Origin of the sequence: Enterobacter sp. V87_3, from assembly GCF_029967835.1 — a bacterium.
Lineage (GTDB): Bacteria > Pseudomonadota > Gammaproteobacteria > Enterobacterales > Enterobacteriaceae > Enterobacter > Enterobacter cancerogenus.
Window position 1 is genome coordinate 1 of sequence record NZ_JASCAM010000019.1, and the last position, 16,699, is coordinate 16,699.

Annotated in this window: 12 protein-coding genes; all 12 read left to right on the forward strand. The window is 53.5% G+C overall.

From position 1 onward, the window contains the following. Positions 1 to 73: 73 nt before the first annotated feature. The 12 genes from tssJ (at position 74) to QLG21_RS08660 (ending at position 16,635) form a co-directional block, all read left to right on the forward strand. Entirely contained in the window at positions 74 to 601 is a 528-nt protein-coding gene (tssJ, locus tag QLG21_RS08605; protein WP_042321967.1) for a type VI secretion system lipoprotein TssJ, read from the forward strand. Positions 602 to 604: 3 nt separating this feature from the next. Then, positions 605 to 1,951: a type VI secretion system baseplate subunit TssK gene (gene tssK, locus QLG21_RS08610; RefSeq protein WP_006178493.1), complete on the forward strand. Its 1,347-nt coding sequence runs from the start codon at positions 605 to 607 to the stop codon at positions 1,949 to 1,951. Next, entirely contained in the window at positions 1,951 to 3,306 is a 1,356-nt protein-coding gene (gene tssL / locus QLG21_RS08615; protein WP_137903615.1) for a type VI secretion system protein TssL, long form, read from the forward strand. The genes tssK and tssL overlap by 1 nt, the downstream gene beginning before the upstream one ends. Positions 3,307 to 3,317: 11 nt before the next feature. Next, positions 3,318 to 7,145, forward strand: a complete 3,828-nt coding sequence (tssM, locus tag QLG21_RS08620) for a type VI secretion system membrane subunit TssM (RefSeq protein WP_282484228.1) — start codon at positions 3,318 to 3,320, stop codon at positions 7,143 to 7,145. 13 nt (positions 7,146 to 7,158) lie between these two features. Beyond that, entirely contained in the window at positions 7,159 to 7,812 is a 654-nt protein-coding gene (locus QLG21_RS08625) for a hypothetical protein (protein WP_042321960.1), read from the forward strand. A 4-nt stretch (positions 7,813 to 7,816) separates the two neighbouring features. Next, positions 7,817 to 10,318, forward strand: coding sequence for a type VI secretion system tip protein TssI/VgrG (gene tssI / locus QLG21_RS08630; RefSeq protein WP_282484229.1), 2,502 nt, complete (start codon positions 7,817 to 7,819; stop codon positions 10,316 to 10,318). 60 nt (positions 10,319 to 10,378) lie between these two features. Continuing rightward, positions 10,379 to 10,642 carry a PAAR domain-containing protein gene (locus QLG21_RS08635; RefSeq protein WP_006178487.1) on the forward strand — a complete coding sequence of 88 codons (264 nt, stop codon included), beginning with the start codon at positions 10,379 to 10,381 and terminating at the stop codon, positions 10,640 to 10,642. 4 nt (positions 10,643 to 10,646) lie between these two features. Beyond that, complete coding sequence (locus tag QLG21_RS08640; protein ID WP_282484230.1) at positions 10,647 to 11,489, forward strand: TagK domain-containing protein; 843 nt, start codon at positions 10,647 to 10,649, stop codon at positions 11,487 to 11,489. A 17-nt stretch (positions 11,490 to 11,506) separates the two neighbouring features. Next, positions 11,507 to 12,304 carry a type VI secretion system accessory protein TagJ gene (locus tag QLG21_RS08645; RefSeq protein WP_006178485.1) on the forward strand — a complete coding sequence of 266 codons (798 nt, stop codon included), beginning with the start codon at positions 11,507 to 11,509 and terminating at the stop codon, positions 12,302 to 12,304. Continuing rightward, positions 12,291 to 12,794 (forward strand): type VI secretion system baseplate subunit TssE, encoded by a 504-nt coding sequence (gene tssE, locus QLG21_RS08650; protein ID WP_137903876.1) that lies wholly within the window; start codon positions 12,291 to 12,293, stop codon positions 12,792 to 12,794. Before QLG21_RS08645 ends, tssE begins: the two co-directional genes overlap by 14 nt. A 269-nt stretch (positions 12,795 to 13,063) precedes the next feature. Further along, positions 13,064 to 13,681: a helix-turn-helix transcriptional regulator gene (locus tag QLG21_RS08655; RefSeq protein WP_101736992.1), complete on the forward strand. Its 618-nt coding sequence runs from the start codon at positions 13,064 to 13,066 to the stop codon at positions 13,679 to 13,681. Between the two features lie 23 nt (positions 13,682 to 13,704). Beyond that, positions 13,705 to 16,635, forward strand: coding sequence for an autotransporter outer membrane beta-barrel domain-containing protein (locus tag QLG21_RS08660; RefSeq protein ID WP_282484231.1), 2,931 nt, complete (start codon positions 13,705 to 13,707; stop codon positions 16,633 to 16,635). Positions 16,636 to 16,699: the final 64 nt, after the last annotated feature.

A 16,699-nucleotide genomic window follows, 5' to 3' on the forward strand; every position in this document is an offset into this window, starting at 1 on the left:
TCCTTTTTTTCCCGGATAGTCGGCAAAAACTCTTCTCACAATGACGTCGTTCGGATGGATTGAGTGGAAACCTATGCTTAGCGGAAAAGAAATAAAACACATGCTTAAAGGAACGGCAGTTTTATTACTGTCACTCTTTTTAGTCGCCTGTAGTGGAAGCAGCAGTCCGGCGCCCGATGGTGATGAAATAAAAATAAATCTGCTGGCGGCAAGCGATATTAACCCCAATGAAATGGGCGATCCGGCGCCACTCAATATATTTATTTATAACGTCAAGGATCTGGATGTTTTAACCAATGCGGATTTCTATGAAATTGTTGAGGGGACCAGCAAGCCTGTACAGGCGGCTGCTTCAAAAGTCTATGAAGCGATTTTACAACCCGGAGAGTCGCGCACCATTCTGATTAAACCAGACGGTACTACACGCAGCCTTGCTTTCATTGGCGCCTATCGCAGCCTTAATGATTCTCTGTGGCTGGCGAGTTGGGATCTGCCAGAAAAGAAAAAGTCGTGGTGGCGGCCGAGTTTCTTTAGCGATGATTCGCGTGAGTTGAATGCGCATTTCCAGAAAACAGCAATAACAATTAAAGAAATGGATTAAACCGTGAGAACGAATAAAGTCGTCTGGAGTGAAGGGCTGTTTCTTCGTCCGCAGCTTTTTCAACAGCAAGAACGCTATTTTGAATACTACGCACATAAAAGAGCATCGACCCTGAGCCCCTTCTTTTGGGGATTCTCGCAGTATGAAATCGACCGCGAGGCGCTGTCCTATGGCAAGCTGGTGCTGCGTACCGCACGCGGCGTATTGCCGGACGGCACGCCGTTTGATGTGCCCGACCACGCCGATTTACCCGAGCCGCTAACGATTTTGCCAGAACATCTGGGCAAGACGATTTATCTGGCGGTACCGTTACGCCTTGATAATAGCGATGAGACAATCTTCAGCCAGCATGACGCCAGTTCGCTGGCGCGTTTTCGCGCGCAAGAGACGGAGCTGTGCGACACCAATGCGATTCGCCAGGGGCCGAAGCCGGTTCAACTGGCCAAACTGCGTCTAAGGCTGATGTCGCAAACGGAAATGACCGAATCGTGGATTGGCCTGCCGCTGACCCGCGTGAAAGCCATTCAGCCTGATGGCAGCGTGCTGTTACATCTGGACGATTATATCCCGCCCGTCACCGGCTATGCGGCGAACCCGCTGCTGAGCGAATGGCTGACCCACCTTAATGGTCTGGTCAAAATGCGCGCCGGGATGCTGGCGCACCGCCTGTCGGCGTCCGACGGCAAGGCCAGCGCCAGCTCCGAAGTGGTGGATTATCTGCTGCTGCAGATTTTCAATAAATACGAGCCGATTCTCGACCACCTGCGCCATATTCCGGAACTGCCGCCCATCGTGCTTTATGAAGAGCTGGCGAAGCTGGCGGGCGAGCTTTCAACCTTTGTGCGCACCAAAACGCGTCGTCCCAAGAGCGCGCCTGGCTATGACCACGCCAGCCTTTATCCTTCCATTCGTCCCCTGGTCGACGATGTGCATGACCTGCTGAACCAGATCCTGGTGCGAGCCGGGCAGCTTATTGATCTGCAGGCCAAAGGCAACGGCGTCTGGGCTGCTTCGATGCTGCCAAACGAGCTGCGTTCGTTCTCAAACCTGGTGCTGGCCGTTCATGCGCAGCTGCCGATGGACGTATTGCAGCAGCAGTTCCAGGCGCAGGCCAAAATCAGTGCGCCGCAACAGCTCCATGAACTGGTTCGCTCGCACCTGCCGGGCCTGGTGTTGCAGGGGCTGCCGGTACCGCCGCGTCAGATCCCCTACAGCACGGGCTACGTCTATTTTGAACTGCTCAAAAATGGGCCTTTCTGGGACAAGATTTCAACCACCGGCGCGCTGGCACTGCACATTGCGGGTGAGTTCCCTGGCCTGAAGATGGAACTTTGGGGAATCAGGAACTGATGAAAGACGATATCAACCCGCAAGTCTCCGCGGAACCGACGGAGTTCGAAGACAGCTCGCCGCAGGCGTTGGGTAAGTTCCTTCTGGATGAGCAGGGCGACTGGATACAGGAGCCGGAAGCAACGTCGAAAGGGGAAACAGGATCGGTTGGCGACCCTACGCCACGTGGCGAACACGCGCTGAAAAGCGAAAGCGTGCAGCAGCGGATCTTACGCGTGAAGGCGGCGGAGAATCCGCTGCTGGAAGCCGCGCAGCCGCTGCTGCGCGCGCTTGGCGATATGCCGGAGCAGATTAACGATATTACCCATGTTGAGATCCTTAAAAATACCCTTAAAAGCCAGATCACGCTGTTCGGCGTTGTCTGCGACGAGGTGAACATCCCGTGGAAAAAGATGGCGATCGTACGGTATTGCCTGTGCACCGCGCTTGATGAGGCGGCGCATACCACGGCATGGGGACTTGAGGCGGGCTGGTCGCAGAGCAACCTGCTGAACCACTTCGAAGGGGACAACGACGGCGGGAATAAATTCTTCCTGCTGGTTGGCCGCCTCTCCATGAATCCCACTGAATTCGCGGATGTGCTGGAGGTTTTACTGCGCATCCTGGGGCTGGGGTTCGAAGGACGCTACAGCATTATTGAAGAGGGTGACCGCCAGCTCAGCAAGATCCGCCAGCGCCTGTTGACCCTGATCCAAAGCACGCGCAACACCACTCCGCCCGCCCTGTCGCCGCATGGGCTGCAGCCGCACGGCCCTGCGGTGCGCGAGAAGATTGTCATTCCCGTGCGGCTAAGCGCGCTGTGCGCTGGCGTACTGGTGGCGTCGTCGTTTCTCTGGTGCAAATTCTGGTTACTGTCGCGCACCGACGGCATCACCAATGGCATCTATGCCATGCAAAACCTCAGCGTGCCCGTGGCGCAACCTGCCATGCGTCTGAAGCTGGCGGTGCTGCTGCGTAACGAAATCAGGCAGCAGCTTCTGAGCGTGGATGAGAGCCAGAAGCAGAGCAAAGTGGTGCTGAAAGGGGATGCGCTGTTCCTGTCCGGATCTGTCCGTGTTCAGCCTGAGATGGTGAAAGTCATAGAACGTATCGCCAGCGAAGTTCGACGCGTGAACGGCGACGTGGTGATTGTCGGTCATACGGATGCCACGCCAATCAGTCGGCCAGGCTTGCCTAATAACGTTGTGCTCTCGGAAAAACGCGCGGCGGAAGTGGCGCAATATTTTATTTCGGCTGGGCTGCCTGAGAGCAAAGTGAAAGTCCGCGGCGTGGGGAGTAGTCAACCCGTGGCGTCCGATGCGACGGCTCAGGGAAGGGCGAAGAATCGCCGTGTCGAGTTTTTTGTCACGTATTAACGAGGACGACAATGTCTTATTTAAATAGAGTCTTCACCACGCGGTTTATGAAGACGCTGCTGATTGTGTGCTGTGCTGCCTTACTGATCGCCGCCATCTGGTTCCTGGGACCCTTCTTTGGATTTGGTGAATCTCGTCCTCTGCAGAGCATTGAATCGCGCATTATTTTTATTCTGCTGGCGGCATTTTGCCTGGTCTGCCTCTGGCTGGGCTGGCCCGCGTTTATTGCGCTAACCGCGACGCTGTGCGTGGTTGTCTGGGTCTTTGGCCCCTTCCTGTTGGTGGGTGAAAGCTGGCCTGTTGCGCCGGTGAGCGTCAGGCTGGCGATCATTGCCGTTATTTTGCTGGTCGCATTGTTATACGGCTTGTGGTTATTACTGCTGGCGCTGAAAGACAACCCGACGTTGCTGAATAAGTTTGCCCGCAATAAGGGGCCGGTCGCGGACGATAACAGCGCGGAAGTGATGGCGGTCATCAGTAATGCGGTTAATTACGTCAATAAAAGCCACGGCACGCTGTCGTTTTTCCAGCGCGTGATCCTGGCGCGTAAGCCGCTGGATGTGCTGCCCTGGTATATGATGATCGGCACCGCCGGTGCCGGTAAAACGTCAGCTATCCTCGCGTCCGGCCAGAATTTCCCGCTGCCTGAGCAGCTGAATCAGGTCGGGAAACCAGCTTCGCCTACCCGCAACTGCGAGTGCTGGTTCGCTAATGACGCGATCTGGCTTGATACCTCCGGGAAATACATCAGTGAGACGGAAACCTACCTCAGCGAGTGGCGCGCGATCCTGAAAGCGCTGAAAAAACACCGTCCGGTCAAGGCGATTAACGGTGTGGTGCTGACCTTTTCCGCCGCCGACGTGATGTGCCGCAATAAAGCCGAACTGTTTGAGCTGGCGGCCAGCCTGCGGGCAAAAATTGAGGATGCGCGTCAGACGCTGGGCGTGCGTTTTCCGGTATATGTGCTGGTAACGAAACTCGATCAGTTACCAGGCTTTACCGAATATTTCAGGATCCTGACCGATCAGGAGCGCGAGCAGGTCTGGGGCGTGACGTTCCCTTATGGCGATGCCAAAAGCGCTTCCGTTTCGGGGCTGCGTAGCCAGATCGCCGAGGAGTTCTCCCTGCTTGAAGAGCGTCTGGAGCGCGAAATGATCGTGCGTCAGCAGGAAGAGTATGACCACCGGGATCGCAAAAAGATGTACGCGTTACCGCAAGATTTCCATCTGCTTTCCGGGATGGTGGCGGAAGTGGTGCATAACATCTTTTTTGCCTCCCGCTACGATGAAACGCAAAGCTATACCCAGCTGCGCGGCATCTATTTTAGCAGCAGCCATCAGCCGATCGATTTTAACCTGCTGAATAACCAGAGCGTGATTCGCCACTGGTCAAACTACGTCGAGCATAAGTCGCCGGAGGTGATGGCATCGCTGAGCGCGAAGTCAGATGACCAGGACTTCCTGATAAACGATGTCTCCTATGGGCGGCAATACTTTCTTAAACAGCCCTTTAGCGAGGTGATCGTTAAAGACCTGCATCTGGCGCGCTATAACCTGGCCAACCAGTCAAAGTATCGCCTGCAACGCTTCCTGGGACATACGCTGTGCATTGTAATCGCCTTTATTTTGCTGAACGGCTTCTATAACAGCTATCACAACAACAGCGGTTATCTGGATGCCATCGAGACAAAAGTGGCTGCGCTGCGCGGCGAAGTTAACCGCTTTAACCAGGCGGCGAACGACACCATGCTGCCGCGTCTGCTGGCGATGTCACGCTCGCTGCCAGATTACGGCACGCTGGATGTGTTCAACCCGTTACTGTCATGGCGTTATGGGCTGTATACCGGCACGGACGTGGCGACGGCGTCGGATTCGCTCTATCAGTATTTCCTGCAACGACTGCTGCTGCCGCAAATCCAGCAGCAGGTGGTAGTGGCGTTACAGGACGCGATTGATAGCAGTGACGCTACGCGCATCTACAGCCTGTTAAAGCTCTATCTGCAGGTCTCCGGCCAGGGCAAGTTCGACAAGCAGGAGATGATCGCCAGCATTACCCAACTGTGGGAGCAAAATGGCAAGCTCCAGCCCTATGAAGAGCGTCAGGTGTTTGTCTCGCATCTGACCCAGCTTTTTGCCGTGCCTGAGTGGAGGCGTTTTGGTCAGGATGCGGATGAAGGGCTGCTGAAATACGCGCGGGCGGTGCTGGAACGCGAAGACTTAGCCAGCCGCCTTTACGGGCGTATCAAAGCCTCGCTTGCGCAGGATGCGCCAGCGGATTTAACCCTCGGTGAAATGGCTAAATCCCAGGGCGGCGACCTGTTTACCCTGAGCGATGACTATAGCGAGAGCGCCATTCCCGGCCTTTTTACCCGAGCCGGTTATTACGAGGCGTTTAAAAAAAAAATGGGTCCGGGGCTGATGCTGTTAGCGCATGAGGATGCCTGGGTCCTGGGAAAAGCGAAGCCGGACGCTGCACCCCCCAAAATAGCCATCGGCAACGACGGCACGCTGGTTAACCCGGTGCAGCAGCAAATCCTTGCCCTCTATCTGGATGAATATACCCAGCGCTGGCAGGATTTTCTGAGCCATATTCGCATTAAAGAGAATGTGCTCACGCAGGATTACGGTATGGCGGGCGTGACGGCAAATATCTATATGCTGCGTACGCTCAGCGCCTCCAACTCGCCGCTGGTGAATCTCATTCAGCGTATTGTGAATGAGACGACGCTGGTGAAAAGCGATGAAAAATCGCTGCTGGATAATGTCAGCACCAAAGGGCGAATTCTGAACGCGGCGGAGAAGGTGAGCCTCGCTTACGCCAGCATGGAAAAGAAGTTGCTCAGGGAGCGGGTGGATAACCCGTTCGCTGCGCTGCGTGAATTTGCCACCGGCAGCCGCGAACTGGCGCAGGATGGAAGCCCGGCGATGACCGGCGCGGAGCTGGGCAAGCTGATGGGGGCGTTAAGCGAGCAGTACACGCTGTTTGTGATTTACGACGATGCGCTGAAAAACGGGAACTCACCGTCGCTGCCGAACACGGCCCTGAAAATCAGTGCCGAATCGCAAACCTGGCCCGATCCGCTGAGCCACCTGGTGGGGCCGCTGCTGGACAGCGTTTACCATCACGCCAGCCAGGAGGCTATTGCCAGAAGCAATGAAGGCATTGAGGAGAGTATCGGACAGGTTTGCCGCACCACGCTTAAGGGACGTTATCCTTTCGCCGATACCACGCGTGAAGTTAAACGCGCAGACTTTGAACGCTTTTTTGGCGTGGGCGGCCTTGTTGATGAATATTACAAAAAACACCTCGCGGATAAAGTCGATACCTCTTCGCAGCCGTGGCGTTATAAAGGCGATGTCGAGACGGATGATGCGAATATGCTGGCGTTTTTCGAGCAGGCGGCAGAAATACGCGAAGCCTTTTTCCAGGGCGAGAATGGCCGGAAGCTAGCGCTGGCGTTTGATATTTCGGTTCTGCATCTGGACCCGGCGGTTACGCAGCTCAATATGAATTTTGACGGTCAGCAGGTGAATTATGCACACGGGCCGGTTTCATCAACGTCGGTCGTCTGGCCAACGTCACGCGCCGTATCAAAAACGACAATGAATGTGACCCCCAGGGCCGCGACGGGGAACTCGGCGCTGATGTTTAGCGGTCCATGGTCGCTTTTACGCTGGCTGGATAGCGCCCGCGATATTTCCTCAACCGACAATGATGAACTGATTTTACGTTATTCGCTGGACGCCAGACGTGCCGACCTCGAGGTCCAGGGGTTAACCTTCAAAGATCAGCTGGTTGTGGATATGTTGAAAGATTTTCGTTGTCCTGGCGAATATTAAATCCGAGGGGAAGATGTCTCTACGACTGTATTTACTTGGTGGTGAGTCGCGTGCCAGTCCGTTTGTCAGAATGAGAAAAAAACAGCGCCAGACGGAGGCTTTTATTTCTCAAAAAATTCTGACAAACATGGCGGCAGCAATGACAGACGAATATTTGTCTACGGCATATCCGTGGTGTTTTGTCATATCGTCCAGCACTGCACAGGATAAATATCATTATGTCGGGGCGTATAAAGTTCTTTGTAATGAACAAGGTGAAAAAAGGCTTATTGGGATGTACAGCGCGGTCTCACACCAGTGGCTGAATAAGAACATGCAGGCTGAATTTCCGCTGACCTTCTGGATGAGTAGAATTTTAAATATGGTACAGGAAAAGGATTTTTCTGCCCGCAACACACCCTTGCTGCGGCAATGGCGCACGGCATTGCAGCGTGCCTATTCGCCATTTTGGGAGTCTTTTGCGCTGACGCCAGCCTGGCGTTTTAAAACGCGTTCGCAGGCCTTACTCAGGGAGGGATCACAGGAAGACTATTGCATCCGGAAAAGCGATGGAGTTGACGTTATGCCATGGAAAAACTGGCCTGACTGCCTGTTAAACGAGTCAGGAATATGGTTATGGCGGGAAAGTCGACACAGAAAAATATTGGATTCACAACGTATCAGGTGAATATATGTCACGTACTATAACATTAAGCAGTCCGGCGATGCCGTCGTTGCTGGGCGATACCGCTCTGGTCATCTCTAAGCTGGATGGCGAAGAAGCGCTGTCGTCCCTGTACTCCTATGTGATTACGGCTAAAACCCCGGCTAACCCGTTAATTCCCTGGCAGGCCGCGTCGAATGTCGATTTAAAAGCGTTAATCGGCAAAGAAATGACCGTCACCATTGAACTGGATGGCAACGGTCTGGGGGATATTTTTGCTATTGGTAAAGATACCCGGGAAATTTCAGGAATGGTGCAACGCGCCCGTTATGTCGGACGCGATGGTAATCAGGCACTTTATGAGATAGTGATTCGCCCATGGCTACATCTGGCAGAACTGACCTCTGACTTCAAAATATTCCAGCAAAAAAGCGTGGTGGATATTATTGATGAGGTGTTAGGTGAATATAACTTCCCGTTAGAAAAAAGATTGTCGGGAAGTTATCCGCTGCTGGATTTCCAGGTTCAGTATGGTGAAACCGACTTCAACTTTATTGAACGGTTAATGGAAGAGTGGGGTATTTACTGGTTCTTTGAACATGCAGAGCAGCACCACAAACTGATTTTGGTGGATAACGTCGGGGCGCATAAACGTTTCCCGAGTGAAGCCTATCACGTGATTCAGTATGCTGCCGATCGTCCAAAGATGGACCAGGAATATATCAGCCAGTTCCATTTCCAGGAGACGATTACCTCCGGGAAATGGGTCACCAATGATTATGATTTTACGAAATCACGCGCCGATATCATGGCGCTGGACAGCAAGCCGCGTAAAACCAGTTTCAACGATATGGAGATCTTCCACTGGCCTGGCGATTACGAGCAGCCCACTATCGGTGAGCAGCTGGCGCGGGTGCGCATGGAAGAGCGCGGGGCGCTCGGCTCACGCTGCGAAGGATCCGGCGAACTGCGCGGTATTGCCTGCGGGTGTGACTTTGAACTGGTGAATTATCCCGTCGAAAAAGCGAATCGCGAATACATGATTCTGCGAAGCCATCTGCTGGTGGAAGAGATTAATCAGGTGACCGGCGTGGATGAGTTCCGCTATCACTGCGATTTTACCGTTCAGCCAACCACCAAGATTTATCGCCACCCGATGACGGTGCCCAAGCCGAAAACCAGCGGACCGCAAACAGCTATCGTTGTGGGGCCTGATGGCGAAGAGATCTGGACCGACGAATACGGCCGCGTAAAAGTGCGTTTTTTGTGGGATCGCTACGGTAAAAACAGAGAGTCCGACTCCTGCTGGTTACGCGTGAGCCAGGCCTGGGCCGGCAATAACTTTGGCGGGATCTATATTCCCCGTATCGGTCATGAAGTGATTGTCGACTTCATTAACGGCGATCCAGACAGACCGCTGATTATTGGCAGCCTGTACAACAACGTCACGATGCCGCCGTGGGATTTGCCGGTAAACGCCACGCAGAGCGGGCTGGTCAGCCGCACCGTGGGCGGAGGGCGCAGCAACTTTAACGGCATTCGCTTTGAAGATAAGCCCGGGCTTGAACAGTACTGGGAACAGGCCGAGCGCAATATGTCGCGTCTAACCAAGCAAAACGAGGATCAGACGATTGGCATGAACTCCAACGTGAATGTCGGCCTGTCGCGAAACTTGTTTGTTGGCGCGAACTATATGTCGGACGTGATCGGCAACAGTAGCGCCATGATCGGCGGCGCGCTGGCCATTCAGGTGGGAGGAGGCCAGACCGATAACGTGGCGCTGGCGAAGGGAATTAACGTCGGCGGTGCGTTTATGACGACCGTAGGCGGCTACCACTCTTTGTCCGTTGGCGGTGCTCATCAGGTAAACGTGGGGGGGTATCACTCTCTGGCGGTCGGCGGCGCAAGCACCACCGTTGCGGGAGGGGCGATGACGCTCTCTGCGGGCGGCGAGCTGGTGATCTCGGCGAAGAAGATCAAAATCGTTGGTTCCGATCAGGTCATTATTCAGGGTGGCACGGTCGAGCTTAACCCGGGCGACTGCTGCGATAACTGCGGCGGTGGCGGCGGGGGAGGTGGTGGCGGCGGAATGATTGGCCTGCCGGGCCTGCCTGCGATTTCAGCGCTGTTTGGCGTTGTGCTTCCGTTACCGCCACTGCCGACGCCAACGCCAACGATTCCACCTACGGACACGCCGACGCAATCCCCGACGGAGACCCCAACGGAATCCCCGACGGAAACGCCAACGGAATCTCCGACGGAGACACCAACGGAATCTCCGACGGAGACACCAACGGAATCTCCGACGGAGACGCCAACGGAATCCCCGACGGAGACACCAACGGAATCCCCGACGGAGACCCCAACGGAAACCCCAACGGAAACGCCAACGGAGACCCCGACGGAGACCCCGACGGAGACCCCGACGGAAACGCCGACGGAGACCCCGACGGAAACCCCAACGGAGACCCCGACGGAAACGCCGACGGAGACCCCAACGGAGACAGGCAGCGCAACGCCTGAACCCTAATGTGCATCTGACGACGAATACATTTCGTCGTCACCCACCAATTTCAAAGGAGAGTGAAATATGCAAAACGCAGCACGTGTCGGAGATGCTACCGCTCACGGTGGCGCCTTATGTTCCGGGTCGGGCGATGTCTACGTTAACGGCATTCCCGCCGCGATGGTGGGCGTCAGTATCGCGCCATGCGCGCTGTTACATGGTGCAGCACCCGTGGCAGTCGGATCAGGATCGGTCTTTATCAACGGCGTACCGGCCGCCAGACTGGGCGATGTCACCGGGTGCGGGGCGGCTGTCATAACGGGCTCTGGCGATGTCTATATCGGTTAACGAGATGAAGTTCCGTTTTCAATGGCCCACATCGCGCCAGCCCGTGTCGCTGCAGGAAGGTATTACGGCGGATCGGGCCATCGCGTTAGAGGTAAGCAGTGGGGTCTTTGGACCCCACAGCCAGGTGCCGGAGGGGCAAGATGCGGTGGCTTTTTACTGGCATTTAACCCGCCCGGTCATGCGGAACTTTTGCGTTAACGCCATCTGTTTGCTGGATGGCGTAGAGCTTTGCTATGGCGAAAGCCAACCCCTGCGCGTCGGCAGCCATCTTCAGGTAGGCCACTTCAGGCTTGAGATGGGTACGGACGACGACGACGCGCTAGCGCATCAGGAATTGTTGCCGATTATCGGTGCGGATAATACATGGCAGGCAACGGACAAGATCCCCGAAGTTGAAGAGATTTTGCCGAACGGCGGCAGTTATATAAATGACTTACATTATTTCAATAACGTTATCGCGCAACGAAACAGTGATGACGTATTGAAAATGCTTGAAATCGAGTACAAACGGTTCCTTATCTGGCAAGAGCAGGGACGCCAGTATTTCGATAACGTCAGCAATGAAGCCGCTTATCTCATCAAAACTGATAATCAGTTTGACCGCGTAAAAGAATGCCTTAAAGAAAAGACCTTAACGGAATGTATCGTCGACAGAACTTTTCTGATGGAAAAGGTCTGGCCCGATTTTGAAAGCAGCGGTATCGCGGACGATATTTTTGCCGAAGAAGAAAAAATCGATTTACTCAAATCTCTGTCACCCGACCCGATCGTGGCGAAAGGAATGAATCAGGTACCCGAACTGGTGTTTCGTGATTTCCACAAAATTGGCCTCGATTCTCACTATTAATAACAGGAGTTACTATCATGCAGGATATTACGACATTAACTGAAACACTGAAAACCTCTTCTCTGAACAATTTGCTGGAGCAGGTACTCTCGCAGGTGAAGGCATCCCCAGACGATCTCAAAGCCCGGGAAGTGCTGTTTAAATTGTATTGCGTCGATGGCGCGTGGGATAGCGCATTACTGCAGCTGCAGACGTTATCGCTACTTGATGAGGAAATGAAAAAACAGTGTGAGTTATATAAAAATCTCGTCTTTAGTGAAATGCAGCGTACGCAGGTTTTATCCGGTGAGCGTCTGGCCGCAACATTACAGGGTGATATGCCGCAGTGGATGGCGAAACTACACGAGGCCAACGGGCAATATTGCCAGGGCAATATGGCGCTATCAGATATCACGCGATCTGAAGCCTTTGAACTTGCTCCGGAAAGCCGTGGTAAAAGTGATACCCTGGGCGAATTTACCTGGATTGCAGACAGTGACGGGCGTCTCGGGCCTGTGTGCGAGTTTATTTGCGCCGGAGGATATCGTTGGCTGCCGTTCTCTGAAGTCCAGCAACTTCGTATTTCAAAACCGAAAGATCTGATCGACCTTCTCTGGACACAAGCCTCCGTTAATGTTGCAGGGGAAGAGTATTTTGGCTTCATTCCGGCGCGCTACCCGATTATGGCGGATGATGGCCAGGACTATAAGCTGGGGTCAAAGACAGAGTGGTCGATGTTGTCCGATCTGCTCATTCTCGGCCATGGCCGTAAGGTACTGATTACCGACAGCTGTGAACATTCGATCATGGAGGTGGGTGAGATTGTATTCGAATAAATCCTTTACCCGAGAAGGCCGCTATCTTCCTACACTTCTTGAGCGGTTACAGGATGACGAACCTAAAAGCCCACACGATCGCACCAGACCAGTCGATGTTAAAACGATACGTCAGCTGGTTCAAAAAGATATTGCTGATTTAATTAATCATACAAATATCGAGGATACGCTCAACGAGCAACGCTATAAAGCAGTAACGGAATCGGTGCTTAATTATGGTATTCCGGCGCTGATCGGCAGGCATGAAAATCGTAATAACTGGCAGGTTATCGAGCAGGCTATCCGTAAGGCTATCATTCGTTTCGAACCGCGTATTATCCCTGAAACACTGCTGGTGCGTTCATTGCAGGAAAGGGAACAGATGACGAGACATGCCGTTATTGCTTTTGAGATTAGAGGCCTAATTGACTGGCAGCCCCACCCGGTAGATTTGTGTATGAATGGCCGTTACGACATGGAGTCAGAAAAGGTGGATTTGAAACTTCTTTAATAAATATGAATTTATATTAAATAGAGAAATTTACCCTATAAATTAAGATCTTTCCTTGGGCAATTTTCTTGGTGAATTATCCTAAAATGTTTGATAGCCATTACCAAGAGAGAGGTTTTTGAATAATATCGAGGTGAGCTTTGTCTTAATTTGTAAAGTTCCTGGAGATCTGTTCCCGCTAGCGAATGCAGTTTATTGCATTTATTGTTTATCTTGCTGTTTGCGGAGATAACTTGCCTTAAAGGGAATGCAACACATGGGTGTGGAATATGTTGAATATATTGTTGATGGATTCTAACTATTATCGTGGGTTAGGGGTAAAATCCTTAATTTTGAGTCAATTGCCAAACGAACGTCTGAATGATGCGCGTTTTGCATTATCAACAGATGAAATGAGTAAGGATGACGCTAATATCATCTTCTATGATGATTTTGTAACGATTAATGTTTTGAACAGGAAGAAAATTCGTAGTAATAGCGACCGCTGGCTTAAAGATACCAGGGAGCCAGAAAAGCTCACGCTGCATGTTCCGTTTTTGGCCCGCAATCAAACGCTCAATGACGTATCGATGAAGATCGGTAAAATACTGGCGATCGCGACTGCGGACTATCATGTTCATTTCAATAAGAAAGATGCTTACTGGAGTTTTGGACTGAAGAAATACGCACAGCTCTCTGATGCGGAAACCGATGTCATGCTCTTAATTGGCAGGGGTTACAACAGCGGCGATATCTCACGAATGTTGAATCGCTCACGAAAGACAATCAGCACCCATTATCGTAACGCCAGTCGTAAAATGGGCGCCTCAAATCAGGCCGAGTTTTATCGTTACGCATCGTTTGTCGCCAGATGCGGATGTAATGAAAGAAACACGCTGTGTTTATAAATGGATTAGTGAAAGGCAACATTATGGATAATTATCACACCAGTCAGGGTGAGTGGCATCGTTTACTCTGCGCGTTACCAATCTATCTTTTTGTAAGTAATTCTGTTTGCGCTGCAAATAGTAACACTATTGTCATTGATGGAGGAAAACTCCATTTCGAAAATCTGACGCTTGTAAATGACACAAGCGGTGCCTTTATTATCCAGGCAAAAAACGGCGCAGAATTTAACGGCAGCCAGCTTTTTCTCACCAGTAGCGGAACGCGCGGCGGCGGGGCGTGGATAGACGATAGTATTTTCACGGGCGACAATCTGGAGATTAATGTTAGCGGTAACGCTGCCAGCGGCATTTATCTTGCGAACAATAGCTCTGCCACACTTTCTGATATCACGATCGCCGCCCAAAATAACGCGATGGGGCTAAATCTGGACGGGACCTGGTCAACGCAAGGCTTCGCTACCGCGCAGCTTAGCGACAGCGCCATTACCACCGAAAGCGGCGACGCCATCAAGGTTATGGCGGGTGATTTAACGTTGACCAATACGTCCGCCACAACGACCGGCGACAGTAGCTATGCGGTGAATGCCAATCAGGCCGCAACAGTAAACATTGATGGAGGCCGATACGCAACGCAGGGTAAATACAGCGATGCGGTGTGGGTCGTCAGCAGTGACTCCTCCGTCAATATAAACGACGCCACCCTCTCTACCGCAGGCGATCGTGCTATCGCGCTGAATGCGCAGAATGGGACGGCAACCATTACCAACAGTACCCTCGAAACCGCGGGACTTAACTCGTATGCCCTGTATAGCGGAAGGCAGCAGCTCACGGGCGATAAGCTGACCATTATTACCCAGGGTACCGGCGGGGCCGGCCTGTTTGCCGCAACCGGTGGGAAGGGAACCTTAACCAACAGCGATATCACCACGCACGGTGAACTTGCGGCAGGGCTACTGGCCTACCCGGGTTCGGCTATTACCGCCGATAACGTGCGCGTAGAGACCACCGGCAAACAAGGCTTTGGGCTATGGAGCCGTGCAGGGCAACTGGATATTAGCAACAGTACGATCGTGACGTCTGGCGATGCGGCAGCCGGTCTGTATGTGAATGGTTACTCCACCACGCTCAGCAATAACGTGTCGCTGAATAATGTGATGTTGCAAAGCGCGCAGGCGCAGGCGATTAATGCTGACACCACGACGCTGGCGCTGACGGTAAACGACTCTACGCTCAGCGGCGGCAACGGTCAGGTGATGAACGTGAGCCATTATGAGGATGCAGCTGATCCTGCTAACAACCTCTACAGCACCGTGACATTAACGGCGGCTAACAGCCAGTTAAATGGCGACATTACCTCCTCGGACGTTGCCAACAGCGTGGCGGTTGACCTGACGTCAGCCTCGGTGCTGAACGGCGCAGTTGATAACGCAACGTCGCTGGCGCTGGATACTACCAGCCGCTGGAACATGAGCGGCAGTTCGCTTGTCGGCCAGTTGACCAACAACGGCACCATCGCCTTCTCTGCGGGTAACGCGGCGGACACTCTGACGGTGACCGGGGATTATGCCGGAAACGGCGGGACGCTGATGTTTAACAGCGTGCTGGGGGATGACAGCTCGCCGAGTAATAAACTGATCGTCGGCGGTGACGTGCTGGAGGGGACGACCTATGTCGCTATCAATAATCTGGGCGGGCACGGTGCGCAAACCGTTGAAGGCATAGAGATTGTTGACGTTGGCGGACGCTCTTACGGCAATTTCGTGCAGTCGGGCCGTATTGTGGCGGGCGCTTATGATTACTCCCTCCTGCAAAAGGGCGAAAACTGGTATCTGACCAGCGAGGCGACACCGGTTGATCCGGATCCAGAACCTACGCCAGCCCCTGAGCCTGGTCCGAACCCCGATCCCACTCCCGCCCCTGAGCCGGGTCCGAAACCTGAACCTACGCCGGATCCGCAACGAAAAACGCCGGTGATTCGTCCTGAAGCGGGCAGTTACACCGCCAATATCGCCGCAGCCAATACCCTGTTTGCAATGAGTCTGCACGACCGACTGGGAGAACCTGGGTTTGTGGACGCCTTATCGGCACAGCCTGAAGTCACCAGCCTGTGGCTGCGTCAGGTCGGCGGCCACAACGGCTGGCATGACGGTAGCGGCCAGCTGACAACCCAGAGTAATCGCTATGTGGCGCAGATGGGCGGCGACGTGGCGCGCTGGAGTCGGGATGGCGTCGATCGCTGGCATGTCGGCTTTATGGCGGGCTACGGTAATAACCACAGTTCGACGCGCAGCGTAATGAGTGACTACCGCGCCAGCGGTTCCGTGGAGGGGTATAGCATAGGGGGTTACGCCACCTGGTATGCCAATGCCCCGGCGTCGCAGGGGGCCTGGGTGGACAGCTGGTTACTGTACAACTGGTTTACTAACAGCGTTCAGGGTAAAGAATTAGCGAGTGAATCGTACAAATCCCGGGGGTTCACCGCGTCGCTGGAGGCGGGTTATACGCATAAACTCGGTGAATTCACGGGGAGCAAGGGGACGCTGAACGAATGGTTCATCCAGCCTCAGGCGCAGGCGATATGGATGGGGGTAAAAGCCGATGATTTCCATGAGGCAAACGGCACCCGCATTCAAAGCGAAGGCGACGGGAATATCCGCACCAGGCTGGGCATTCGTACTTTCCTGAAAAGCCACCATGCGATGGATAACGATAAGGAACGCGTATTCCAGCCTTACGTTGAGCTTAACTGGATCCATAACACCCGTGACTTTGGCACGAAGATGGATGATGTGAGCGTTTACCAGGCGGGTGCGCGAAATCTGGGCGAAATCAAAACAGGCGTTGAAGGGCAGATCAACCCGCGGCTGAACACCTGGGGAAATATCGGCGTCCAGGTGGGTGATAAAGGCTATCACGATGCTGCGGCCATGGTTGGCCTCAAATATCATTTTTAACACCCCTTAAGCCACTGCCCCGGTCGCGCAGATCGCTACCGGGGCAGAATGTCAGGAGGAAGCT